The sequence below is a fragment of the Amycolatopsis sp. WGS_07 genome (genome assembly GCF_045278895.1).
GTDB lineage: Bacteria > Actinomycetota > Actinomycetes > Mycobacteriales > Pseudonocardiaceae > Amycolatopsis.
The window spans coordinates 4,115,255-4,140,426 of record NZ_CP136053.1; the positions used below are offsets into that span (position 1 = coordinate 4,115,255).

14 protein-coding genes and 3 rRNA genes are annotated in these 25,172 nt (G+C 67.4%); 15 read left to right on the plus strand and 2 right to left on the minus strand.

Features of this window, described 5'->3' with window-relative positions; all coding sequences use genetic code 11:
• The first annotated feature begins 22 nt into the window (after positions 1–22).
• The 6 genes from RPX00_RS19695 to rrf all read left to right on the plus strand — a co-directional run bounded on the left by RPX00_RS19695 (position 23) and on the right by rrf (position 10,377).
• Positions 23–1,303 (plus strand): MFS transporter, encoded by a 1,281-nt coding sequence (locus tag RPX00_RS19695; RefSeq protein WP_406641270.1) that lies wholly within the window; start codon positions 23–25, stop codon positions 1,301–1,303.
• A 64-nt stretch (positions 1,304–1,367) separates the two neighbouring features.
• Positions 1,368–2,711, plus strand: coding sequence for a type I glutamate--ammonia ligase (gene glnA, locus RPX00_RS19700; protein ID WP_406641272.1), 1,344 nt, complete (start codon positions 1,368–1,370; stop codon positions 2,709–2,711).
• A 43-nt stretch (positions 2,712–2,754) separates the two neighbouring features.
• Positions 2,755–4,338, plus strand: a complete 1,584-nt coding sequence (locus RPX00_RS19705) for an amidase (protein WP_406641274.1) — start codon at positions 2,755–2,757, stop codon at positions 4,336–4,338.
• 902 nt (positions 4,339–5,240) lie between these two features.
• A 16S ribosomal RNA gene (locus RPX00_RS19710) occupies positions 5,241–6,760 on the plus strand.
• 296 nt (positions 6,761–7,056) lie between these two features.
• Positions 7,057–10,175 (plus strand): 23S ribosomal RNA (locus RPX00_RS19715).
• An 85-nt stretch (positions 10,176–10,260) separates the two neighbouring features.
• Positions 10,261–10,377 (plus strand): 5S ribosomal RNA (gene rrf / locus RPX00_RS19720).
• The 16S, 23S and 5S rRNA genes sit together here, the layout of an rRNA operon.
• A 93-nt stretch (positions 10,378–10,470) precedes the next feature.
• Here rrf and RPX00_RS19725 read toward each other — a convergent pair.
• Positions 10,471–10,908, minus strand: coding sequence for an Lrp/AsnC family transcriptional regulator (locus RPX00_RS19725; RefSeq protein WP_406643019.1), 438 nt, complete (start codon positions 10,906–10,908; stop codon positions 10,471–10,473).
• Between the two features lie 123 nt (positions 10,909–11,031).
• Here RPX00_RS19725 and RPX00_RS19730 point away from each other — a divergent pair, with 123 nt between their 5' ends.
• From RPX00_RS19730 to RPX00_RS19750, 5 genes are all read left to right on the plus strand, one after another.
• Positions 11,032–11,451 carry a rhodanese-like domain-containing protein gene (locus RPX00_RS19730; protein WP_406641275.1) on the plus strand — a complete coding sequence of 140 codons (420 nt, stop codon included), beginning with the start codon at positions 11,032–11,034 and terminating at the stop codon, positions 11,449–11,451.
• Positions 11,448–12,197, plus strand: coding sequence for a type 1 glutamine amidotransferase (locus RPX00_RS19735; RefSeq protein WP_406641277.1), 750 nt, complete (start codon positions 11,448–11,450; stop codon positions 12,195–12,197). The genes RPX00_RS19730 and RPX00_RS19735 overlap by 4 nt, the downstream gene beginning before the upstream one ends.
• 94 nt (positions 12,198–12,291) lie before the next feature.
• Positions 12,292–13,422, plus strand: coding sequence for an anion permease (locus RPX00_RS19740; RefSeq protein ID WP_406641279.1), 1,131 nt, complete (start codon positions 12,292–12,294; stop codon positions 13,420–13,422).
• A gap of 30 nt (positions 13,423–13,452) precedes the next feature.
• Positions 13,453–16,428: a bifunctional [glutamine synthetase] adenylyltransferase/[glutamine synthetase]-adenylyl-L-tyrosine phosphorylase gene (locus tag RPX00_RS19745; RefSeq protein WP_406641281.1), complete on the plus strand. Its 2,976-nt coding sequence runs from the start codon at positions 13,453–13,455 to the stop codon at positions 16,426–16,428.
• Between the two features lie 10 nt (positions 16,429–16,438).
• A complete protein-coding gene (locus RPX00_RS19750) occupies positions 16,439–16,867 on the plus strand; it encodes an acyl-CoA thioesterase (protein ID WP_406641283.1) in 429 nt (142 codons plus the stop codon).
• Positions 16,868–17,382: 515 nt separating this feature from the next.
• Here RPX00_RS19750 and RPX00_RS19755 read toward each other — a convergent pair.
• On the minus strand, positions 17,383–17,934 hold the full coding sequence (locus RPX00_RS19755; RefSeq protein ID WP_406641285.1) for a TetR/AcrR family transcriptional regulator: 552 nt from the start codon (positions 17,932–17,934) through the stop codon (positions 17,383–17,385).
• 232 nt (positions 17,935–18,166) lie between these two features.
• Here RPX00_RS19755 and RPX00_RS19760 point away from each other — a divergent pair, with 232 nt between their 5' ends.
• From RPX00_RS19760 to RPX00_RS19775, 4 genes are all read left to right on the plus strand, one after another.
• A complete protein-coding gene (locus tag RPX00_RS19760) occupies positions 18,167–18,619 on the plus strand; it encodes a (2Fe-2S)-binding protein (RefSeq protein ID WP_406643021.1) in 453 nt (150 codons plus the stop codon).
• Positions 18,606–19,568 (plus strand): FAD binding domain-containing protein, encoded by a 963-nt coding sequence (locus RPX00_RS19765; RefSeq protein WP_406641286.1) that lies wholly within the window; start codon positions 18,606–18,608, stop codon positions 19,566–19,568. Before RPX00_RS19760 ends, RPX00_RS19765 begins: the two co-directional genes overlap by 14 nt.
• Complete coding sequence (locus tag RPX00_RS19770; protein ID WP_406641288.1) at positions 19,565–21,736, plus strand: xanthine dehydrogenase family protein molybdopterin-binding subunit; 2,172 nt, start codon at positions 19,565–19,567, stop codon at positions 21,734–21,736. Before RPX00_RS19765 ends, RPX00_RS19770 begins: the two co-directional genes overlap by 4 nt.
• Before the next feature lie 556 nt (positions 21,737–22,292).
• On the plus strand, positions 22,293–25,157 hold the full coding sequence (locus RPX00_RS19775; protein WP_406641290.1) for an AAA family ATPase: 2,865 nt from the start codon (positions 22,293–22,295) through the stop codon (positions 25,155–25,157).
• Positions 25,158–25,172 lie beyond the last annotated feature (15 nt).

The following is a 25,172-nucleotide window of genomic DNA, read 5'->3' on the forward strand; positions in this document are numbered from 1 at the left end:
GGGCACACCAAACTGCTCCCTTGTGACCGTTGAGACTCGTCCTGCTCGCCGCCTGCACCGTGCCTGGTTCGTCGCGGCGGCCGCGTTCGTCGCCCTCCTCGCCGCCGCTGGCTTCCGCGCCGCGCCGGGTGTCCTGATCGATCCGTTGCACCAAGAGTTCGGCTGGTCCCGCGCGACGATCGGGTCCGCCGTCTCGGTCAACCTCGTCCTGTACGGCCTCTTCGCGCCCTTCGCGGCGGCGCTGATGGAGCGGTTCGGTATCCGCCGGGTGGCGGCGACCGCGCTGTGCGTCGTCGCTGTCGGCGCGGGCGGCACCGTCTTCATGAGCGCCAGCTGGCAGCTGATCCTCTGCTGGGGCGTGCTCGTCGGCCTCGGCACCGGCTCGATGGCGATGAGCTTCGCCGCGATGGTCGCGACGCGCTGGTTCATCCGCCACCGTGGCGTCGTAACCGGTGTACTGACCGCTGCAGGGGCGACCGGACAGCTGATCTTCCTGCCCCTGATCGCTTCGCTCGCGGAGGACGACGGCTGGCGAACGGCGTCCATGGTCATCGCTATCGCGGCTCTCGCGGTGGTCCCGGTCGTACTGTTGGCCGTACGCGATCACCCCGCCGACATCGGCACTGTCGCCTACGGAGCGCCCGAAGGCACCGAAGTGGCGCGGCCGGCTCCGAAGGTCGGCACTGTCCGCCGAGGGCTGACCGTGCTGTTCCAGGCCGCGCGCACCCGTACGTTCTGGCTGCTCGCCATCGGGTTTGCCATCTGTGGGGCGACCACTAACGGGTTGGTCAGCACGCACTTTGTCCCGGCCGCACACGACCACGGCATGCCGCAGACGACCGCGGCGAGCCTGCTGGCACTGGTCGGCGTCTTCGACGTGGTGGGAACGATCGCGTCGGGATGGCTCACCGACCGTGTCGACCCACGGATTCTGCTCGGCATCTACTACGCGTTGCGGGGAGTTTCGCTCGCCCTGTTGCCGCAGCTGTTCACGGATTCGGTCCAGCCGAGCATGTGGGCGTTCATCCTCTTCTACGGTCTCGACTGGGTGGCGACGGTCCCGCCGACGGTCGCGCTCTGCATCCGCTCCTTCGGCGAGGCCGGGCCGATCGTGTTCGGCTGGGTCTTCGCCTGCCACCAGCTCGGAGCGGCCTTCGCCGCCTCGGCCGCCGGCGCGGTGCGCGACCAGCTCGGCGACTACGCCGTCGCGTGGTACGTCGCGGCCGGGCTCGCGGTCATCGCGTCGGTCGCGTCGCTGTCGATCACCCGGTCGAGGAAAGCCCAGCTGGCGCAGGTGGCGTGAACCGGACTCCGAAGTGGGCGACCCGTGAAACATGGCGTTAACACGTGCTGGTTAGGGTTCGGCCATGGATCGCCAGCAGGAATTCGTGCTCCGCACTTTGGAAGAGCGCGACATCCGTTTCGTTCGCCTGTGGTTCACCGACGTGCTGGGATTTCTCAAGTCCGTCGCGGTCGCGCCCGCCGAGCTGGAGGGCGCGTTCAGCGAGGGCATCGGGTTTGACGGCTCTGCCATCGAGGGCTTCGCGCGGGTCTACGAATCGGACATGGTCGCCAAGCCGGACCCGTCCACGTTCCAGGTCCTGCCGTGGGAGACCCCTGACGGCAGCCCGTACTCCGCGCGGATGTTCTGCGACATCGCGATGCCCGACGGTTCGCCGTCCTGGGCCGACCCGCGGCACGTGCTGCGCCGCCAGCTGTCGAAGGCCAGCGAGGCCGGGTTCACCTGCTACGTGCACCCGGAGATCGAGTTCTTCCTGCTCGCCAACCTCCCCGAAGACGGCAGCGAGCCCGAGCCCGCCGACAACGGCGGCTACTTCGACCAGGCCAGCCACGCCACCGCGACGCACTTCCGCCGGCACGCGATCGAAACCCTCGAGGCGATGGGCATCTCGGTCGAGTTCAGCCATCACGAAGGGGCGCCGGGGCAGCAGGAAATCGACCTTCGCTACGCCGACGCCCTGACCATGGCCGACAACGTGATGACGTTCCGTTACGTCGTCAAGGAGGTCGCGCTGACCCAGGGCGTGCGCGCGACCTTCATGCCGAAGCCGTTCACCGACCAGCCCGGCTCCGGCATGCACACCCACGTCAGCCTGTTCGAGGGCGACCGCAACGCGTTCTACGACGCGGAGGACCCGCACGAGCTTTCCGAGACCGGCAAGGCGTTCGTCGCGGGCGTCCTGCACTACGCCAAGGAAATCTCCGCGGTCACCAATCAGTGGGTCAACTCCTACAAACGGCTGATCAGCGGCAGCGAAGCGCCCACGACGGTCTCGTGGGGGAGGGCGAACCGCTCGGCGCTCGTGCGCGTGCCGATGTACTCGCCGGGCAAGGCGTCGTCGCGGCGCGTCGAGATCCGGACGCTCGATTCGGCGTGCAACCCGTACCTGGCGTACTCGGTGATACTGGCTGCGGGGCTGAAGGGCATCGAAAAGGGCTACGAGCTGCCGCCGCCCGCCGAGGACAACATCTGGCAGCTGTCGGACTCCGAACGCCGCGCCGCCGGTTACTCGCAGTTGCCGCAGAACCTCGGCGAGGCGCTCGCCGAGATGGAGAAGTCGGAGCTGCTGCCGGAAGCGCTCGGCGAGCACGTTTACGACTTCTTCTTGCGCAACAAGCGGGTCGAGTGGGACAACTACCGGAGCGCGGTCACTCCGTACGAGCTTCGGACCCTGTTGCCGATGCTCTGACGGGCCCCCGGGCCGTGCTCCGACGTTGGGGAGGCATCGGAACATGGGAAAAAGACTGCCCGCCGTCCTCGTCGCGCTGGTCGCGGCGGCGGGCTTGGCCACCGCGCCGCCGGCGGTCGCGATGCGGGATGACCACTCGGACCCGGCCGAACTGCACTTCGACCTCGACCGCGCCGACATCCCGTCGCTGCAGCACCGGATGGCGTCCGGGCAGCTCACCGCGACCCGGCTGACCAGCGCATACCTTGCCCGGATCCGGGCCGTGGACCCGAAGGTCAACGCCGTCCTCGCGCTCAACCCGGCCGCGCTCGCCCAGGCCGCGGCCAGCGACGTCCGGCACCGGACCGGCCACACCCTCGGCCCGCTCGACGGGATTCCGGTGCTGGTCAAGGACAACGTCGACACCCGCGACCAGCAGACCACCGCCGGTTCGCGCGCGCTGCGGAGCCGCCCGGCCAAGGACGCCACGCTGATCACCCGGCTGCGCGACGCCGGCGCGGTGATCATCGGCAAGGCGAACCTGTCCGAATGGGCCAATTTCCGCGCCGCGAAGCCGACTTCCGGCTGGTCCGGCGTCGGCGGGCAGACCAACAACCCGTACGTGCTGGACCACAACCCGTGCGGTTCCTCCGCCGGCTCCGCGGCGGGCGTCGCCGCGTCCCTCGCGCAGGTCGCGATCGGCAGCGAGACCGACGGGTCGATCGTGTGCCCGGCCGGGATGACCGCGACCGTCGGCCACAAGCCGAGCCTCGGCCTGGTCAGCCGCACCGGCGTGGTCCCGATCTCCGCGGAACAGGACACGGCGGGACCCATCGCGCGCAACGTCGTCGACACCGCGTTGACGCTCTCGGTGCTGCAGGGCCGAGACCCCTCCGACCCGGCCACCCTGCGCTACCCGGAGACCCAGCCGACCGACTACGCGAAACTCCTCCGCCCTGGTGCACTGCGCGGCGCCCGGATCGGCCTGTGGCGGCTGCCGGTGCTCGGCCCGGACACCGACGCCGTGGTCAGCAAGACGAAAGCCTCGCTGGAACGCGCGGGCGCGACCGTCGTCGAGGTGACGCTGCCGTACCAGGACCGGTTGTCGGAGCTGGAGTTCCCGGCGCTGCTGACGGAGTTCCACCGCGATATCGACGACTACCTCGCCACCCGTCCCACTGGCCCGCGAAACCTGGCCGACCTCATCGCGTACAACCGCTCCGATCCGCTGGAACGCACCTGCTTCGCTGGTCAGGAGCTGTTCGAGCAGGCGCTCGCCGCACCCGGTCCGCAGGATCCGACCTATCTGAAGAACCGGGCCGAGCTGACCGACCTGTCGCGCCGGTCGCTGGACGAAACCCTCGCGAAGTACGACCTGGACGCCATCGCGTCGCCGACGAACCCGCCTGCCTGGAAGACGGACTGCAAGACCGGCGACAACGACGTGATCCCGTCCTCGACCCCGGCCGCCGTCGCGGGCTACCCGGACGTCACCGTCCCGGCCGGTTGGGTCGGGCCGCTGCCGGTGGGGATTTCGTTCATGGGCGGGCAGTGGGAGGACGGCAAGATGCTCGCCCTGGCCGCGGACTACATGCGGGTCGCGCCGGTTCGGGTTCCGCCTCGGTATTTGCCTCGGTTGCCGGCGTAGGGACCTCGGGCTTCGGTCGCTGGATTCGGACCGGTGCCTGATCGGGTGCCGGTTGGGGGCTTGGAGCTGGCGGGTTTGCGGGCGGACCGGCCGCGGTCGTCTGGGTTCTGGAGATCTGCCTTGGTCCTGGAGACCGGGCCATCCCCGGATCCGCCGGGTCGCGTGAACCGGATGCCGGAGCCGTCGAGCGGGTCTCGGCGAGTGCCCGGAGCGGCTGAAGGTTTGGCAGCCGCTGGTCGGTGCTTGGCACTGGCCGGCGGTTTTCGTCGCGGAGCGGGCTGAGGCTGAGCGGCGGGCAGGCGGCTGACCTGCCGAATCAGGCCGGGGAAGTGGATCAGCCAGCCGTGTCCCGCGGTCGTCGACGGCGGGTGGGGGCCGGGCAGCTCGCTCGCCGGACGGAGACCTGGGTCACTCGGCGGCCTCCGGAAGGCCCGCCGAGGGCGCTCCGCCGCCCGCAAACCGGTCGAAACGGCGCGTTGATAACCCTCTGACCAGCGTCGATGCCGTTAAGTGACCCCCCTGTTTTCGGGTGGTTGGAAGGCATGTAATCTTCTCTTCGTCGCCAGGAACACCGGGCCGGCGGGGTCGAAAGCCTCACCGACCAGGAGCCAGGGCCGAGCGGGTTGACACCGCGAAACGGACCAGGTAATGTTCAGCGTCGGCCCACGAGCGGCCGCCGACTCCCTACGACTAACCTCGTAGGTACCGGCATGCTCGACCAAAAGCTTGAAATAACGCATCGAGCTTGGCCTGGGTGATTCCGGGGCTGGTTCGGGGTGTGTTGCTTGAGAACTCAACAGTGTGCTAGTGAACTAAGCCAGTAGAGCTTATATGAAACCCCCTCGTCGGGGTTTCCTTTGAGAATGATTGATTGAGAATAGTCTCGATCGAACTTGAAGACATTGTTGGAGAGTTTGATCCTGGCTCAGGACGAACGCTGGCGGCGTGCTTAACACATGCAAGTCGAACGCTGAACCGGTTTCGGCCGGGGATGAGTGGCGAACGGGTGAGTAACACGTGGGTAATCTGCCCTGCACTCTGGGATAAGCCTTGGAAACGGGGTCTAATACCGGATATCACACTCTTGGGCATCCAGGGGTGTTGAAAGTTCTGGCGGTGCAGGATGAACCCGCGGCCTATCAGCTTGTTGGTGGGGTAATGGCCTACCAAGGCGACGACGGGTAGCCGGCCTGAGAGGGTGACCGGCCACACTGGGACTGAGACACGGCCCAGACTCCTACGGGAGGCAGCAGTGGGGAATATTGCACAATGGGCGCAAGCCTGATGCAGCGACGCCGCGTGAGGGATGACGGCCTTCGGGTTGTAAACCTCTTTCGCCAGGGACGAAGCGAGAGTGACGGTACCTGGATAAGAAGCACCGGCTAACTACGTGCCAGCAGCCGCGGTAATACGTAGGGTGCGAGCGTTGTCCGGAATTATTGGGCGTAAAGAGCTCGTAGGCGGTTTGTCGCGTCGGCCGTGAAATCTCCACGCTTAACGTGGAGCGTGCGGTCGATACGGGCAGACTTGAGTTCGGCAGGGGAGACTGGAATTCCTGGTGTAGCGGTGAAATGCGCAGATATCAGGAGGAACACCGGTGGCGAAGGCGGGTCTCTGGGCCGATACTGACGCTGAGGAGCGAAAGCGTGGGGAGCGAACAGGATTAGATACCCTGGTAGTCCACGCTGTAAACGTTGGGCGCTAGGTGTGGGCGACATTCCACGTTGTCCGTGCCGTAGCTAACGCATTAAGCGCCCCGCCTGGGGAGTACGGCCGCAAGGCTAAAACTCAAAGGAATTGACGGGGGCCCGCACAAGCGGCGGAGCATGTGGATTAATTCGATGCAACGCGAAGAACCTTACCTGGGCTTGACATGCGCCAGACATCCCCAGAGATGGGGCTTCCCTTGTGGTTGGTGTACAGGTGGTGCATGGCTGTCGTCAGCTCGTGTCGTGAGATGTTGGGTTAAGTCCCGCAACGAGCGCAACCCTTATCCTACGTTGCCAGCGCGTCATGGCGGGGACTCGTGGGAGACTGCCGGGGTCAACTCGGAGGAAGGTGGGGATGACGTCAAGTCATCATGCCCCTTATGTCCAGGGCTTCACACATGCTACAATGGCTGGTACAGAGGGCTGCGATACCGCGAGGTGGAGCGAATCCCTTAAAGCCGGTCTCAGTTCGGATCGCAGTCTGCAACTCGACTGCGTGAAGTCGGAGTCGCTAGTAATCGCAGATCAGCAACGCTGCGGTGAATACGTTCCCGGGCCTTGTACACACCGCCCGTCACGTCATGAAAGTCGGTAACACCCGAAGCCCATGGCCCAACCCGCAAGGGAGGGAGTGGTCGAAGGTGGGACTGGCGATTGGGACGAAGTCGTAACAAGGTAGCCGTACCGGAAGGTGCGGCTGGATCACCTCCTTTCTAAGGAGCACAACACATCCGCGTTCCCGGGATACCCGGACCAAGGGCGCGGGGTGGGCACGGTTTAACACCCGCACGCGGTGTTGCCGGGCTTGCTCAAGGAATTGTGGAACTACTGGTTATCGCCGGTGACGGTGGAGGATGTTCTCGTCTAGTACTGCGGGTTTGTCCCGCGTGGAACGGGGGACGGAGTCCGGGTTGTCGGTTGTTCGCTGCGCACTGTTGGGTCCTGAGGCAACACACGTTGTTTCTGGTGTGGTGTTTGAGAACTGTAGAGTGGATGCGAGCATCTTTGTGGTCAAGTTGTTAAGGGCACATGGTGGATGTCTTGGCTTCAGGAGCCGATGAAGGACGTGGGAGGCTGCGATATGCCTCGGGGAGCTGTCAACCGAGCTGTGATCCGAGGATTTCCGAATGGGGAAACCCAGCACCAGTGATGTGGTGTTACCCGCCGGTGAATATATAGCCGGTGTGGAGGGAACGCGGGGAAGTGAAACATCTCAGTACCCGCAGGAAGAGAAAACAAAAGTGATTCCGTGAGTAGTGGCGAGCGAAAGCGGAAGAGGCTAAACCGTTTGCATGTCAAGCTGTCAGGCGTTGTGCGGGCGGTGTTGTGGGACCCACCTTGGAGAGACTGACATTTCTCCGGATGTACGCGATGGTTAGCGGAACGCCTTGGGACGGGCGGCCGGAGCGGGTGAGAGCCCCGTACGCGAAAGCTGTCGTCGTAGGTCTTGGTGGTGTTCCCGAGTAGCAGCGAGCTCGTGGAATTTGCTGTGAATCTGCCGGGACCACCCGGTAAGCCTAAATACTTCCTGGAGACCGATAGCGGACGAGTACCGTGAGGGAAAGATGAAAAGTACCCCGGGAGGGGAGTGAAAGAGTACCTGAAACCGTGTGCCTACAAGCCGTCAGAGCCTTCGGGTGATGGCGTGCCTTTTGAAGAATGAGCCTGCGAGTTAGTGCTGCGTGGCGAGGTTAACCCGGGTGGGGTAGCCGTAGCGAAAGCGAGTCTGAAGAGGGCGAATGAGTCGCGTGGTCTAGACCCGAAGCGGAGTGATCTACCCATGGCCAGGGTGAAGCGACGGTAAGACGTCGTGGAGGCCCGAACCCACTTAGGTTGAAAACTGAGGGGATGAGCTGTGGGTAGGGGTGAAAGGCCAATCAAACTCCGTGATAGCTGGTTCTCCCCGAAATGCATTTAGGTGCAGCGTCGCGTGTTTCTTGCCGGGGGTAGAGCTACTGGATGGTCTAGGGGCCTTACCGGGTTACCGAAATCAACCAAACTCCGAATACCGGTTAGTGAGAGCGCGGCAGTGAGACGGCGGGGGATAAGCTTCGTCGTCGAGAGGGAAACAGCCCAGAACACCAGCTAAGGCCCCTAAGTGTGTGCTCAGTGGGAAAGGATGTGGGATTGCCCAGACAACCAGGAGGTTGGCTTAGAAGCAGCCACCCTTGAAAGAGTGCGTAATAGCTCACTGGTCAAGTGGTCCTGCGCCGACAATGTAGCGGGGCTTAAGCACACCGCCGAAGCTGTGTCATTCACACAATACATCCGCGAGAGCTTTCGGGCTCTTGTGCAGTGGTGTGGATGGGTAGGGGAGCGTCCTGCATCCAGGGAAGCCGTGGCGGAAGCTAGCGGTGGAGGGTGCGGGAGTGAGAATGCAGGCATGAGTAGCGAATGCAGAGTGAGAAACTCTGCCGCCGGATGACCAAGGGTTCCTGGGCCAGGCTAATCCGCCCAGGGTAAGTCGGGACCTAAGGCGAGGCCGACAGGCGTAGTCGATGGACAACGGGTTGATATTCCCGTACCCGAGCATGTGCGCCCATGGCGAGGCGGTTGACACTAACCACCCGAAGCCACTCGTGAAGCCTTCGGGCGGATCGGGTGTGTGGAGCGTGGGACCTGATTCCGTAGTAGTCAAGCGATGGGGTGACGCAGGAAGGTAGCTCCGCCAGGCGATGGTTGTCCTGGTGCAAGCGCGTAGGCCGGAACATAGGCAAATCCGTGTTCCATACAGGCTGAGACGTGATGCGTAGCCGTTTGAGGCGAAGCGGGTGATCCTATGCTGTCGAGAAAAGCCTCTAGTGAGTGCATGCACGGCCCGTACCCCAAACCAACACAGGTGGTCAGGTAGAGAATACCAAGGCGATCGGGTGAACTGTGGTTAAGGAACTCGGCAAAATGCCCCCGTAACTTCGGGAGAAGGGGGGCCAAGCACCGTGAAGCTTCACGCAAGTGGAGCGGTGGTTGGCCGCAGAGACCAGCGGAAAGCGACTGTTTACTAAAAACACAGGTCCATGCGAAGTCGCAAGACGATGTATATGGACTGACGCCTGCCCGGTGCTGGAACGTTAAGAGGACCGGTTAACTCCTTTCGGGGGGTGAAGCTGAGAATTTAAGCGCCAGTAAACGGCGGTGGTAACTATAACCATCCTAAGGTAGCGAAATTCCTTGTCGGGTAAGTTCCGACCTGCACGAATGGCGTAACGACTTTCCGGCTGTCTCGACCACAGGCCCGGCGAAATTGCATTACGAGTAAAGATGCTCGTTACGCGCGGCAGGACGGAAAGACCCCGGGACCTTTACTATAGTTTGGTATTGGTTTTCGGTTCGGCTTGTGTAGGATAGGTGGGAGACTGTGAAGCTCGGACGCTAGTTCGGGTGGAGTCGTTGTTGAAATACCACTCTGGTCGGATTGGGAATCTGAACCTCGGACCATGATCTGGTTCAGGGACAGTGCCTGATGGGTAGTTTAACTGGGGCGGTTGCCTCCTAAAGGGTAACGGAGGCGCCCAAAGGTTCCCTCAGCCTGGTTGGCAATCAGGTGTCGAGTGCAAGTGCACAAGGGAGCTTGACTGTGAGACAGACATGTCGAGCAGGGACGAAAGTCGGGACTAGTGATCCGGCACCTCCTGGTGGAAGGGGTGTCGCTCAACGGATAAAAGGTACCCCGGGGATAACAGGCTGATCTTGCCCAAGAGTCCATATCGACGGCATGGTTTGGCACCTCGATGTCGGCTCGTCGCATCCTGGGGCCGGAGTAGGTCCCAAGGGTTGGGCTGTTCGCCCATTAAAGCGGCACGCGAGCTGGGTTTAGAACGTCGTGAGACAGTTCGGTCCCTATCCGCCGCGCGCGCAGGATACTTGAGGAAGGCTGTCCCTAGTACGAGAGGACCGGGACGGACGGACCTCTGGTGTGCCAGTTGTCACGCCAGTGGCATGGCTGGTTGGCTATGTTCGGAAGGGATAACCGCTGAAGGCATCTAAGCGGGAAGCCTGTTCCAAGATGAGGTATCCCACCCCTTTGTGGGTTAAGGCCCCCAAGAGACGATTGGGTTGATAGGCCAGAAATGGAAGCACAGTAATGTGTTGTCGAGTTGACTGGTACTAATAGGCCGAGGACTTGCCCACAAAGATCGCTCGCATCCACTCTACGGTTCTGAAACACCACACCGGCTCCCACGCAAGGTGAGGGGTGTGTGTTGTTTCGGAGTGTTTCGGTGGTTTTAGCGTCAGGGAAACGCCCGGTCCCATTCCGAACCCGGAAGCTAAGCCTGACTGCGCCGATGGTACTGCAACCGAAGGGTTGTGGGAGAGTAGGACACCGCCGAACTTAACCTAGAAGGAAGGGGCGGGGCCCCGGTCGAGAACCCGAGAGGGTTTTCCCGGAGCCCCGCCCCTTTTCTCATGCCCAAAAACGGGCCGGTCACAGCGGCAGGCCGCGGCCCCGGACGGGGGAAGAGAACACCAGTGACGTCGTTGTTTCGCCGTAGCGCTGGGCCCGTTCGACGAACTGCTCCAGCTCCGCGGTCGTGCGGCAGTGGACGCGGAGCTGCCAGCACTCGTCCCCGGTGACGTGGTCGGCGTCGGTGATCTCCGGCAGCGGGAGGATCGTCTCGCGGAAACGCGGGCCGTCCAGGCTGCGGACGCGGACTCGGACGATCGCCTGGATCGGGCGTCCCAGTTTCTCCGGGTCGACGCGGGCGGTGTAGCCGGTGATGACGCCGCGTTGTTCCAGCCGGCGGACCCGCTCCGTCACGGCCGGCGCGGACAGGGAGACCCGGCGGCCGAGTTCGGAGAAGGTCAGGCGGGCGTCGAACTGGAGCAACTCCAGCAGGTGCCGGTCGACGTCGTCGAGGTCCACGTCGTGCCCTCCCATAGATCCCAAGCCAATTGCCGTCCGGGCCTGGAAAGCCCTGGTGAAGACCGTAGAACACCTGGATCTTCCGCTGTTCCGCACCGGGGTCGAGAAGAGAGGATCAACGGCGTGAAACCACGCATCCTCTCCCTCCCCATCGAAGCCGGTACCGACGCCGTCGGGTACTTCGGACGCGAACTTGCCTTCGAGGTCGACCCGGTCGATCTCGCCCAGGATCTCGCGGATGGGCGCACCGATGGCTACGTCCTGGTCGAGACCCGGAGCCCGGGGGCGTACCAAGAAGCGCATCTGCCGGGGGCGATTTGCTTGCCGTATCGGGAAATCTCCGAGGAGAGCACCCGTGACCTCGATCGGGACCTCGTCTACGTCTGCTACTGCGAGAGCATCTACTGCAACGCCGCTACCCAGGGCGCGTACCGGCTCGCGCGGCTCGGGTTCACGGTGAAGCGGCTTTCCGGGGGTATCACGACGTGGCTCGCGCACGGCTATCCAACCGAGGCCGGGATGCCCGTACCCTGGACGCCGTGACTCGTCTGCTCATCATCCAGCCCGATGCCAGCGATCCCGTCGGCCCGCTCGGGGAGTGGCTCACCGAGGCCGGTGCCGAACTCGATGTGCGGCTGCCGCCGGAGCAGGAGCTGCCGGCGAGTCTCGACGGGTACGACGGGCTGGTCTGCCTCGGCGGCGGCATGGGGGCGCTCGACGACTCCGCGCATCCCTGGCTGGCGGACGTCCGGAAGCTTCTCGCCACCGCGGCGGGCAAGGCGGTGCCGACGCTCGCGATCTGTCTCGGCGCGCAGCTGCTCGCGGTCGCGACCGGCGGGCAGACCGCGGTGGGCGAGGCCGGGCCGGAGGTCGGGCCGGGGCTGGTGTCGAAAAAGGACGCCGCGTGGATCGATCCGCTCTTCGCGGACATGCCGTTCCTCCCGGACGTCCTGCAGTTCCACCAGGACGCCATCACGGTCCTGCCGCCGAGCGCCGAGCTGCTCGCGTCCTCGCCGAAGTACCCGCACCAGGCGTACCGGATGAACCGTTGTGTCTACGGTGTCCAGTTCCACATCGAGACCACGCCGGACGTCGTGCTGGCCTGGGCCGAGGCCGCACCGGAAATGGCGGAACTCACCCGTCCGGGCGCGTTGGACCGGGAGACCCTGACCTCTGTGCACGCGGACCTCGCCGAGACGTGGCGTCCGTTCGCGGCCCGGTTCGTCCAGTTGGCGGCCGGGCAGCTGCAGGCGGCTCCGGAAAGTCAACGCCAGTTACCGCTGGCTTAACGGATGACGTCGGAATCACTTACGCCGAGTTAACGGTTCACCCAAACGGTCAGGTACCTTGCGAGAGGTATTTCCGTAGGGTTCGGAGGTCGGGGTGGACCCCTCGCTGCTCGTCGTCGTCGTGATCTGCACGGCGCTGGTTTTCGATTTCACCAACGGCTTCCACGACACGGCGAACGCGATGGCGACCTCGATCGCCACCGGAGCACTCCGGCCCCGCGTCGCCGTCGCGATCTCCGCGGTGCTGAACCTGGCCGGCGCGTTCCTGTCGGTCGAGGTCGCGAAAACGATTTCCAGCGGTCTCGTCGACGAGACGAGGATCGGGCCCGCCATCGTGTTCGGCGGGCTCATCGGGGCGATCGTCTGGAACCTCTTCACCTGGTACGTCGGCCTGCCGTCGAGTTCGTCGCACGCGCTGTTCGGCGGGCTGATCGGCGCGACCTGGGTGTCGGCGGGCGCGGATTCCGTGCACTTCGGCAAGATCGTGGACAAGGTGCTCGTGCCGGCCGCCGCGTCCCCGGTGATCGCGGGGGTAGCGGCGGCCGCGGTCACCTTCGTCGTCTATCGCTTCCTCGTGCGCAAGCGCGGCGGGCGCGGATTCCGGGTTGGACAGATCGTTTCCGCGTCGCTCGTCTCGCTCGCGCACGGCACCAACGACGCGCAGAAGACCATGGGCGTCATCACCCTGACGCTGGTCGCGGCCGGCAGTCTCCCGGTCGGGTCCGCGCCGCCGGTCTGGGTGATCGTGAGCGCCGCGTCCGCGCTGGCGCTCGGCACGTACCTCGGCGGCTGGCGGATCACCCACACCCTCGGCAAAGGCCTCACCGACATCGAAGGTCCGCAAGGTTTTTCCGCGCAGACCAGCAGCGCGGTGGTGATCCTGCTGTCCTCGCACCTCGGTTTCCCGCTGTCGACCACGCACGTGTGCTCCGGCGGCATCGTCGGCTCCGGCGTCGGCCGTCGCGAGGCACCGGTGCGCTGGCGGATGGCGGGCCGGATGGTGCTCGCGTGGCTGTTCACGCTGCCCGCGGCGGCCATCGTCGGCGCGGCGGCGGGCAAGATTGCCTCGCTCGGCGAAGCCGGGACCATCGCGGTCGGCGTCGTCGGGATTCTCTTCGCCGCCGGGATTTACCTCCTCTCCCGGCGCAAGCCCGTCACGGCGCACAGCTTCCAGGTCCCCGAGCCGTCCGCGGCCGACACCGAACCGGACCGCCTGGCTGCCTGAACCACCCCGGGTCCGGCTACGGTGTGAGCGATGGCAGAGCGCGCGCGGACCACAGCTTCGGCGGCCAGGTACGGCTTCACTGACACCCGGGCCGACGGCCAACTGCGCGCGGCGGGCTGGTGGACCGAGCGTGGGCCGGTCAACGAGGCCACCGACGTCCTGGTGGCGCTGTCCCGTGCCGCGGATCCCGACCTCGCGCTGGCCGGGCTCGACCGCATGCGCGAGGCCGACGAACCGGGCTGGGCCGAGCTGGATCGCACGCTTCGCGAGAACCGGACGTTCCGCGGTCGGCTGCTGGGCGTGCTGGGCACCTCGACTGCGCTGGCGGATTTCCTGGTCGCCAATCCGGGCGAGTGGCGTTGTCTCTCCGACAACCGGTGCACCGATCCGGCGAAGTTCGCGGAGCGGCTGCTGGAGCGGGTCCGGCAGGACGACGGCACGTACGTCACCGGAACCGCCGCCGAACACGAGCTGCGGGCTGGCTACCGCGGGCTGCTGCTCGGCATCGCCGCCGCTGACCTCGGTCATCTCGTGGAGCCCGGACTGGAGCATCCGCAGTTCCGGGACATCGCGAGCGAACTGACCGCCCTCGCCGAGGCTTCGCTGCAGGCCGGGCTCGTGGTCGCGGAGCAGGAGGTCGGCGCGTCGGCCGAGGGCACGCTCGCGGTGATCGCGATGGGCAAGACCGGCGGGCGCGAGCTGAACTACGTGAGCGACGTCGACGTCATCTTCGTCGGGGCCGGCGACCTCGGCGTCGCGACCCGGCTGGCCAGCACGATGATGCGGCTGGTCGGGAACGCCTGCTTCGAGGTCGACGCGGCGTTGCGGCCGGAGGGCAAGAGCGGTGCGCTGGTGCGCACGCTCGAGGGGCACACCGCGTACTACCAGAAGTGGGCGAAGACCTGGGAGTTCCAGGCGTTGCTGAAGGCGCGTCCGGTGGCGGGCGACGCCGAGCTTGGCCGGCAGTACGCGGAGATGGTCGCGCCGATGGTGTGGTCGGCCGCGGACCGCGAGAACTTCGTGACCGAGGTCCAGCAGATGCGCCGCCGGGTGGAGGACCACGTCGCGTCGGAGCATCTCGAACGCGAGTTGAAGCTGGGCCGCGGCGGGCTGCGGGACGTCGAGTTCGCCGTGCAGCTGCTGCAGCTCGTGCACGGCCGGGTGGATCCCGCGCTGCGCTCGCCGTCCACTTTGGAGGCTTTGGCCGCGCTCGGCGACGGCGGGTACGTCGGCCGGGCGGACGCGGCGGAGATGGGTTCGTCGTACGAGTTCCTGCGGACCGTCGAGCACCGGTTGCAGCTGCGCCGGTTGCGGCGGACGCACCTGTTCCCGGCCGCGTCGGACACCGATGAGCTGCGGATTCTCGCGCGGGCCTGCGGGATTCGGCCGGTTCGCGGGCGTAGCCAGGGCGAGGCGCTGCTGGCTGAGTTCCGCCGCCACGCGCAGGGGATCCGGCGGCTGCACGAGAAGGTCTTCTACCGTCCGCTGCTGCAGTCGGTGGCGAATGTGCCGACGGAAGCGTTGCGGCTCACCACGAAGCAGGCGGCCAGCCGTCTTGCCGCGCTCGGGTATGCCGCTCCGGAGGGCGCGCTGCAGCACATCAAGGCGCTGACGTCGGGGGTGTCGCGGCGCGCGGCCATTCAGCAGGCGCTGCTTCCGGTGTTGCTCGATTGCCTGGCCGATACGCCGGATCCGGACGGCGGGCTGCTCTCGTATCGCAAGGTGTCCGAGGCGCTCCAGGACACGCCGTGGTACCTGCGGGTGCTGCGTGACGAGGGCACTGTGGTCGAGCGGCTCGCGTTCCTGCTCGGCACGTCGAACTTGGTCCCGGATCTGCTTGTCCGCGCGCCGGAAGTGTTGCAGCTGCTGGGAGATCCGGCTCGGCTGACCGGACGGACTCCGGCGGAAGTGGCGACGTCGCTGCGGGCTGCGGTGCGTCGTCAGCCGGGGCTGAGCGCCGCGGTGACAGCGGCCCGGTCGTTGCGGCGGCACGAGCTGCTGCGCGTCGCGTGTGCGGATTTGCTGGGACTGCTGGATGTTCCGGCGGTCTGTGACGCGCTGTCGAGCGTGTGGGTGGCGGTGTTGCAGGGAGCGCTGTCGGCGGCTTACCGGCAACGGCAGGCTGAGCTGGGCCGCACTCCGGCGACGATCGCGGTTATCGGGATGGGCCGGCTCGGCGGGGCGGAACTGGGCTACGGCTCGGACGCCGACGTGCTCTTCGTCTGCGAGCCCGCCGAGGGCGTGACGGACGCCGAAGCGGTGCGGTTCGCCTCGTCGGTCGCCGAGACGGTGCGGAAGATCCTCGGCGCGCCGAGCGCGGATCCGGCGCTGATCGTCGACGCCGATCTCCGGCCGGAAGGGCGCAGCGGGCCGCTGGTGCGGACGCTGGAGTCGTATCGGGCGTACTACCAGCGCTGGGGCGAGGTGTGGGAGTCGCAAGCGCTGCTGCGGGCGCGGTTCGTCGCCGGGGACGACGAGCTTGGCGAGCGGTTCATCGAGATGATCGACCCGTTGCGCTACCCCGACGGCGGGCTTGACCCGACGGACGCGCGCGAGATCCGGCGGATCAAGGCCCGGGTGGAGACCGAACGGCTTCCGCGCGGCGCCGACCCGACGCGGCACACGAAACTCGGCCGCGGCGGTCTCGCTGACGTCGAATGGACCGTCCAGCTTCTGCAGTTGCAGCACGCGCACGAGGTGCCTGGACTGCAGACGACCTCGACCCTCGACGCGCTGACCGCCTTGGCCGAGGCGGGTCTCGCGCCGGCCGAGTCGGTGGAATCGCTGCGCGAGGCCTGGCTGCTGGCCACGCGCGTGCGCAACGCGACGATGCTGGTGCGCGGCAAGGCGGCGGACGAGGTGCCCGGAACCGGCCGCGACCTCGCTGCGGTGGCGCGCGTGTTCGGCTACTCGGTGGACGACGATCCGGGCGAGTTCCTCGACTTCTACCGCCGGGTGACGCGGCACGCGCATGCCGTGGTCGAGGAACTTTTCTACGACAACTAGCCTGGGCCTTGTGACCGACCGCGAACCGTTCCGCACCCGGATCAAGGTGCGCCACTACGAACTCGACACGCTGGGCCACCTGAACCACGCCGTGTACCACTCCTACGGCGAGGTTTCGCGGCTGGAAGTCTTCGAGGCGGCGGGCGGCGGAGGCCTGCACGAAGCGCGGCTCGCGCCGGTGCTGCTCGAATCGAACATCGTCTACCGGCGGGAACTGCGCGCCGGCGACGTGGTGGACGTGACCTGCGACGCTTCGTTCGGCGAGGGCAAGGTGTTCTGGATGACCTCGCGCATCATCAAGCTGGACGGGACGCTGTCGGCCGAGATCAAGTGCACGCTGGGGCTGATGGACCTGGAGAAGCGCAAGCTGGTGCCGGATCCGCGCGGGCAGTTCGAGCGGGCGGGGGTTGATTTGAAGGTGTTGTCTACGGCGGAGTGATTCCGCTTTGCGGTCTGTGAGGGGCACCTTCACGGACCGACCGGGGCAATGCCAGGGGATTTGTGGCGGCTGCGAGGTGAGCGAGCTTTGCCGCTCTTCCCGGCGAGGGTGCCGTAGGCGGGCTTTGCCGTCCGTGAAGGGCTCCTTGAGGGAATCAGATTCCCTCAAGGAGCCCTTCACGGACCTGCAAATACGGTCAGGTGGACATCAATCGGGCATCTCGGCTCGGGTGGCGTCCTGTATGGACAGTCGGCAGGCCGGGACCACCGGCTTAAGCCTGAACCCCAGCCCCTCGCGGATCGTTGGGGGTCGGCAGTGGGTCGTGAGGGGAACCCTGAAGGAATCAGATTCCGTGAAGGGGCCCCTCACGGACCTGCGAACACGGTCAGACGGGACTTAATCGGGCAGCTCGGCGGCGGTAGCGTCCTTTGTGGACAGTCGACGGGCGGAGACCGCGCGGCGTGAGTTCACGGCATCGCCCCTCGGCGGTCCGTGAGGGGTGCCCGCACGGACTGTCAGTCCAGCCGCATGCCGTGCCACACCAGGTCGACTACTCCCTCGGTCTCCTTCTTCCAATCTCCGCCGGGCGTCAGGAAAAACAGTCCGCCCAGGCCGCGCATCAGCGTGTCCGTGGTCAGGTTCGGGCGGATGGTTCCCGCTTCGGCGTTGGCTTTCCGCAGGGTGTCCAGTGCGTCGAGCATGCGCGTGTACGCCTGCGTCGGCAGCTCGCTTCGGGACGCGCGCAACGCGTTGGCCAGTCCTCGTTTCGTCATCATGTAGTGCGCCAGGTGGTCCACGATCCAGACACGCAATGCCTGATCGGGGGAATGTTTGGCGAGTAATTCGGGCACGATTTCGACGAGCTGGTCCACCTCGCGCTCGTAGACCGCGAGCACGAGCGCCTCCGGTGTGGGGAAGTGCCGGTACACCGTGCCGACGCCGACGCACGCCTCCTTGGCGACCGCGTTGAACGACACCTCTCCTGATCGGCTCACGGTTTCCGCCGCCACCGCGAGGATGCGTTCGTGGTTGCGCCGGGTGTCCGCCCGCCGCGGGCTGACCGGCATCGCGCCTCCCGCGTCTGCTTCGGTGTCTGGCCTGGAGCTACTCCAGCTCCACCTGGAGTAGCTCCACTTCATTGCGTACCGGATTCTAATCCGCTAGCCTCGGTCAAAGCGAGCCAAGCGGATGAATATCCGGTTTACCACCGGCGGCTCGTGTTCCCGAAGGGCCGTCACCACCACCATCATGCCGCAGGACGTCCGCCGCGGACGGACTTGCGGGAAAGCGAACCCTACTGTGGACATTTCCCTTGAAGTCAATGGAAGAACCGAGAAGCTCGGCGTCGAGCCGGGGGTGACCCTCCTGGACGCGCTGCGCGAGCGGCTCGGCGTCACCGGCCCGAAGAAGGGCTGCGACCGCGGGCAGTGCGGAGCCTGCACCGTGCACGTCGACGGCAAGCCGGTGCTGTCCTGCCTCACGCTGGCGGCCACCGTGCGCGGGCCCGTCACCACCGTCGAAGGACTGTCCACAGAGGACGAACTGCACCCGGTGCAGCAGGCGTTCGTGGACCAGGACGCGCTGCAGTGCGGGTTCTGCACGTCCGGGCAGGTCATGTCGGCGGTCGCCGCGGTGCGCGACGACGTGTCCGACGTCCGCGAGTTCATGTCCGGAAATCTGTGCCGGTGTTCGGCGTACCCGAACATCGTGCGCGCCGTGGAGCAGGCGAGGCAGGCCGATGCGACCGTTTGAGCTGACCGCGCCCGCCACGGTCGAGGACGCGCTGGGCAGCGCGGGCACCTACCTCGCCGGCGGCACCACCCTGGTCGACCTGATGAAGCTCGACGTCCTCACGCCGCAACGGGTGCTGGACATCAACGACCTGCCGCTGCGGGGCATCGACACCTCCGACGGCCTGCGTTTCGGCGCGCTGGAGCGGATGGGCGACATCGCCGCGCATCCCGGCGTGTACCCGGTGATCTCGCGCGCGCTGCTGCTCAGCGCGTCGCAGCAGCTGCGGAACATGGCCAGCATCGGCGGAAACCTGATGCAGCGCACGCGGTGCTCCTATTTCCGCGACGTCGCGATGCCGTGCAACCGGCGGTCGCCGGGAAGCGGCTGTTCGGCGATTTCCGGCGTGAACCGGATGCACGCGATCCTCGGCACCAGTGATTCCTGCGTGGCCACGCACGCCAGCGACGTCGCGGTCGCGCTGGTCGCGCTCGACGCGGAGGTGGTGCTGACCAGCGCCGAGGGCACCCGGACGGTCGCGCTCGCCGAGTTCTACCGGCAGCCGGGCGACACCCCGGAGATCGAGCACGACCTGCGTCCCGGCGAGCTGATCACCGAGGTGCGCGTGCCGCGGCTCGACTGGGCGGAGAACTCGACCTACGTCAAGATCCGCGACCGGCAGTCGTACGAGTTCGCGCTGTGCTCGGCGGCGGTCGCGCTCGACGTGCGCGACGGGAAGATCGCCGACGCCCGCGTCGCGGCGGGCGGGGTCGCGACCGTGCCGTGGCGGCTGCCCGCGGTGGAAGAGGCGCTGCGCGGCGCGGAGCTGACCGAGGAGGCCTTCGCCGCTGCCGCCGAGGTCGCGGTGGACGGGGCGAAGCCGTTGTCCGGCAACGTGTTCAAGCCTTCGCTGCTGAAGCGGACGATCGTCCGCGCGCTGCTCGAACTGACCGAAGGGAGCCGGGCATGAGTGCGCGGCTGGACGGTCCGCGGAAAGTCACCGGGCGGGCCGATTACGCGCTCGACCGCACGTTCCCCGGCATGCTGTACGGGTACATCGTGCTCAGCACCATCGCGCACGGCGAGATCACGGCCATGGACGTGACCGCGGCGAAAAGCGCGCCGGGGGTCGTGAGCGTTTACAGCCCGTTCGATCCGCTCGAGCTGCACCCGTACACGTCGCAGCTGATGGGGGACGTGTGGCTGCCGCTGCACGACCGGGACGTGGTGTTCTACGGGCAGCCGATCGGGCTGGTCGTCGCGGAGACCTTCGAGCAGGCGCGGGACGCGGCCGGGCTGATCGAGGTTTCCTATCAGGAGAAGCCCGCGCTGACGTCGATGGAGGACGGGCTCGCGACCGCCGAGGACGCGCCGGAAAGCCGGGGAGCCGAACCGTCGATCGAGGTGCTCGCCGACGGCGTCGAGTCCATTGCGGACGCATTGGCGCAGAGCGCGGTCGTGGTTTCGCAGACCTATCGCACCGCGACGCAGAACCACGCGGCGATGGAACCGCACTCCGCGGTCGCGAAGTGGGACGGCGGCGAACTGACGCTCTACAGCGGAAACCAGGCCAGCCACCTGCAAGCGGTGGAAATGGCGGGGGTGCTGGGCATCGAGCCGTCGGCCATCCACGCGGTGAACCCGTATGTGGGCGGGGCGTTCGGCGGCAAGGCGGGCACCTCGGCCCCGGCGATGCTGGCCGCGGCCGCCGCGAAGGCGCTCGACCGTCCGGTGAAGTGCGCGCTCACCCGCGAGCAGGTGTTCACGGCGACCGCGAACCGGCCGGCCACGGTGCAGAACGTCGCACTGGGCGCGGACCGGGACGGCACGCTGATCGCGGTGCAGCACGATTCGTGGTCGGCCACGTCGATGAGCCGGTCCTTTGTGGAGCCGACGTCGCACGGCACGTCACGCGAGTGGTACGCGACGCAGAACCTGTCGATCAGCCAGAAAATGGTGCCGCTGCACATCCCGCCGGGCACGTTCATGCGCGCGCCGGGGGAGGCTTCGGGTTCGTTCGCGCTCGAAAGCGCCATCGACGAACTCGCGATCGCGCTCGAGATGGACCCGATCGAACTGCGGCGGCGCAACAGTTCGCTCGCCCCGCCCGGGGTCGATCTGCAGTGGTCGAGCAAGCACCTCGACGAGTGCTACGAGATCGGGGCGCAACGGTTCGGCTGGGCGAACCGGTCGCCGCGCGGGCACGTCGACGGCGACTGGCTCGTCGGCATGGGCACCGCGACCGCGATGTTCCCCGGCCTGCGCTTCCCGGCGACGGTCGAGCTGACGCTCAACGCGGACGAGACCGCGGACGTGTCCACGAGCGGGGCGGACCCGGGCACCGGGCTGCTCACCGTGCTGGCCACGATCGGGGCCGAATCCCTCGACATCGACCCGGACCGCGTCACCCCGCACCTCGGCGACTCGCACTACGCGCCCGGCGGGATGTCCGGCGGTTCGACCGCCACGGCGAGCACCGGCACCGCGATCATGCTGGCGGCCACCGAACTGCTCGACGAGCTGGTGGCGCTCGCCGCCGAGCCGGGCGCGCCGTTCGAGGGACAGGTGGTCACGTACGCCGAGGGCCTGCTGCACGGCGACCGCGGCACCATGCCGTTTGGCGAGCTGCTGCGGGCGATCGGCCGGGAATCCTTGTCCGCCAAGGGTTCCTCCGCGCCGGGCGAGGAGATGACGAAGCATTCGTTCAGCTCCTTCGGCGCGCAGTTCTGCGAGGTGCGGGTGCACCGGCTGACCCGCGAGGTCCGGGTGTCGCGGATGCTGGGCGTCTTCGACGGCGGCCGCATCATCAACCCGGTGCAGGCGCGGAGCCAGCTGTCCGGCGGCATGATCTGGGGCGTGTCCGCGGCCCTGCACGAGGGCCTGGAAGTGGAGTCGAGCGGCCGGTTCGCGAACGCCGACTTCGCGAGCTACCTGCTGCCGGTCAACGCCGACATCCCGGAGATCGACGTGCAGTTCGTCGAGTACCCGGACACGCTGCACAACGCGGTCGGCGCCCGCGGCGTCGGCGAGATCGGCGCGGTGGGCATGGCGGCCGCGGTGGCGAACGCGGTGTGCAACGCGACCGGGATCCGGGTGCGCAGCATTCCGATCATGATCGAGGATCTGCTGGTCGAGTGACCGGGTGAGGGGGCGTCCGGACGCGGACGCCCCCTGCCGCGGTTGTGGCGGTGCCCGGCCGGGGCTTTCGAGCACGGTGTCGCCGGTTGTGGTTGTCGTCGGCGTGGCGGCCGGAGCGCTGCGGGCCGGGCAGACCATCGCGGCCACGGTCTGTCCGGAGCCGCGTCTACCGAGTCGTCGACGATCGAACAGTTCGCCGCACGACCTCGACAGCGTGCTGCGCGCGATGGTGCCCGAAGGACCGATTGTCCGCACAGATGTCGCCGGGCTGGCGGAGGAAGATCGCGCCGCGGCTGAGGTTTCGATCATCCTTCCGCCTCTCGAAGGCCCGTTTCCTCCGCGCGCGGAACCGCTCCGCGGACTCATTCTCCGCATTGACCGCCTTGTGAAAATGCTCATCAGCGGTGCCAGCGAGGTCTGGTCCCGTCCGCTCCGATGCCTCCCCCGCAGGTCAGCGACCAGATTCCGGACGCCATTCCCGCGTGCGAGAAAATCGCTGGTGCCCCCGCCTTCTGGCGGTATGGTTTTGAGGGCACTTGTTCGGGGAGGCTGGCGAATGGACGCAGCACCGGCCGGGAGTGCGGACCTGCCGCGAAGAGGCGGGATCGGCGCGTATCGCGGATCCGAACCGGGCGTTCCGCTGATCGGCCGGGACGCCGAATTCGCTGTGCTGGCAGGGGCTATCGCCGCCGCGGGCGAGGGGCGCGGGGGTGCGGTCCTGGTGTGCGGGCAGCCGGGGATCGGCAAGTCCCGGCTGGCCGCCGAGGCGATCGCGGCCGCGCGGGGCAAGGGATTCGCGATTGTCGAGGGGCGCGCGGACCCGTTGTTGTCCGGCCTTTCGTACGCGCCTATCGTCCAGGCATTCCGCGGCCATCTGAGTGAATCGGCCGGATTTTCTCCGGATCCCGGTAACGTCGGCGCATTGTTTCCCGACTTGCGCCCGGTTTCGCCTGAGGCCGGGGATCCCGGGCTGCAGCGCATCCGGATGTGCGAAGCGGTGCTCGCGGCGACGCGCCAGCTGACCGTCCGCTCCCCGGTGCTGCTCGTCGTCGACGATCTCCATTGCGCTGATCGGGGGACCATCGAACTGCTGCATTATCTCGGGCGCAACGCGGACGACCTGCCGCTGCTCGTGGTCGGCTGCTTCCGCTCGGGGGTGGGCAACGAGGCGCTCGACGCGATGGCGGAGGCGGCCCGGCGGCATCCGGCGGGCCGGTTGCTGGAACTCGCGCCGCTCACCGACCAGGCGGTGCGGGATCTGGTGCAGCACGTCCTGGGCACGCCGCCGCCGCTCGCGCTGCTGCGCGCGGTCACGTCCCGGGCTTCCGGGGTCGCGTTGTTCGCCGTCGCGCTGACCCGGCATCTCGCCGCCAGCCGGATGTGCGGGCCGCTGCCCGAGGTGATCCGGGACGTCGTGCGCGAGCAGATCGGGCTGCTCGGGGAGGCGGACCGGCGCCTGCTGGAGGTGGTCGCGGTCGCCGGGACGCAGGGGCGGCCGGAGGTGCTGGCCGACGTGTCCGGGCTGGGGCTGCCTGCACTGCACGCGGCGTTGCGGCGGCTGGTCGGCAGGCGGCTGGTCGTCGAGCACCAGTCCGAGGTCGAGCCGCATTACCAAGTGGCGCATCCGCTTTACGCCGAGGCGGTTTACCACGAGCTGCTGCTCGCCGAGCGCCGGACGCTGCACGCGGCGATCGGGACGGCGCTGCATCGCGCCGACCGGACCGTCGCGGCCGCGCCGCACTACGCGGCCGGCGGCGACAGCGTTCCGGTGGACCGGGCGATCGAGGCGTTCAGCGCTGCCGGGAGCCGCGCGCTGACGGTCGGGGATCTGGACGAGGCCGCCGAATACCTCGCCGCGGCGTTGCGGCGGGCGCGGGACGCGCGGCCGGACGCGGTGCCGGCGTTGCTCGTGGATTTGGCTCGGCTGCAGCAAGGGCGCGGGCGGCTGGACGAGGCCGCCGAACTGCTGCAGGACGCGGTCGCGCTCAGCGAGCGGCGCGGGCAGGACACCGAGCGGCGGCGGGCGTGGCGGCATCTGCAGGCGCTGCTCGAGGTCGAGCGCGGGAACCTCCCGGCGGCGGTCGGGCTCGCGCGGGCCAGCGGCCGCCGACCGGCCACGGATCCGCCGACGCGGTTGCTGATCCATTGGATCATCGCGTTGCGGCACGGCGATTTCCCGGAGCTGGCGGTGATTTCGCGGGAACTCGTCGCGCTTCCGTCCACAAGCGACACTCCGGGCGCGCATTCGGTCGCGCATCTCGGGGCCGGTGCGCTGGCTGCGCTGTCCGGCGATATGGAGACAGCGGTCGTGGAGCTGCGCGGCGCGCTGGAGCTTGCGCTGCGTTGCGGTGACGAGGGCCCGCGTCTCGCGTTCGCGCCGCGGATGATGCTCAACGGCCTGTCCACGCTGCGCGGTGATCTCGCCACCGCGATCCGGGTCGCGGACGTCAGCAGCACTCCGGCGGTCCGGCAATGGCTGCCGTCCGCGACGTGCTATCTGCAGACAATGCTCGCCACGACACGGTATTTCGCGGGGGATCTGCGGACCGGACTGTCTGAAATGGACAGTGCGGTGGCCGAGGCGCGCCGGGTCGGGCAGGACCGGCTGGTGGGGCGAACCCTGGCCGGACGGGCTTTCGTCCGTGCCGAGCGTGGGCAGCTCGACGAGGCAGACGCGGACCTGGCGGACGCGCGCCAGCATTACGACCCGTCGCAGATCGACCTGCTGGACGCGTTCGACCTGGCGGCGACGGCGCTGGCGGTGCGGCGCGGAGTGGCGGCACAGGCTCCGGCGCTCACCGACACGCTCCCGTTCGGCGATACGCAGCTCAACTGTCTCCGGATTTCCTTCGCCGGGTATGCCGCGGTGCAGCGGGGAGATCTGGTCGAAGCCGAGCGCGTGGTCGGCCTGCTTCGCGCGGCGGGCAACAAGGCTCCGGTGCTGCACGCGCTCGCGGACCGGCAGCAGGGGTTCGCCGACGCGGCCAGGGGAAAGGCGGCCGAGGCGGTCGAGCGGCTGCGCGGTTCGGCGACCACGCTGCGCGGCTTCGGGATGAATCTGCTCGCCGCGCAAGCCGAACTGGAGCTGGCCGAGCTGCTGCCCCCGGCCGAGGCGGAGGTCGTGACGTCTTCCGCGGCGGCAGCGTTCACCGCGGCGGGCAGCACCCCGTGGCCGGAGCGGATCGTGAAACAGGGCCATTCCGTCCCGGCGCACCGGTCCGGGCCGCTGACCCGGCGGGAATCGGAGATCACCGCGCTGGTCGGCAACGGGCTGTCGAACGCGGACATCGCCGCGGCGCTGTTCCTCAGCGAGCGGACCGTGGAGACGCATCTGCGCAACGTCTACCGCAAGCTCGGGCTCAAATCCCGGGTCCGGCTGGCGCAGTGGGTGCGCGACCGGCGCGGGGAGGGTTCTCGCTGATCGGCCTCCGCATGC

Bases quoted from the DNA above. Each gene is read 5' to 3' on its own strand.
- glnA (WP_406641272.1), top strand. From the start codon at position 1,368: ATGGATCGCCAGCAGGAATTCGTGCTCCGCACTTTGGAAGAGCGCGAC.
- RPX00_RS19705 (WP_406641274.1), top strand. From the start codon at position 2,755: ATGGGAAAAAGACTGCCCGCCGTCCTCGTCGCGCTGGTCGCGGCGGCG.
- RPX00_RS19745 (WP_406641281.1), top strand. From the start codon at position 13,453: ATGGCAGAGCGCGCGCGGACCACAGCTTCGGCGGCCAGGTACGGCTTC.
- RPX00_RS19755 (WP_406641285.1), bottom strand. From the start codon at position 17,934: ATGCCGGTCAGCCCGCGGCGGGCGGACACCCGGCGCAACCACGAACGC.
- RPX00_RS19765 (WP_406641286.1), top strand. From the start codon at position 18,606: ATGCGACCGTTTGAGCTGACCGCGCCCGCCACGGTCGAGGACGCGCTG.
- RPX00_RS19770 (WP_406641288.1), top strand. From the start codon at position 19,565: ATGAGTGCGCGGCTGGACGGTCCGCGGAAAGTCACCGGGCGGGCCGAT.
- RPX00_RS19775 (WP_406641290.1), top strand. From the start codon at position 22,293: ATGGACGCAGCACCGGCCGGGAGTGCGGACCTGCCGCGAAGAGGCGGG.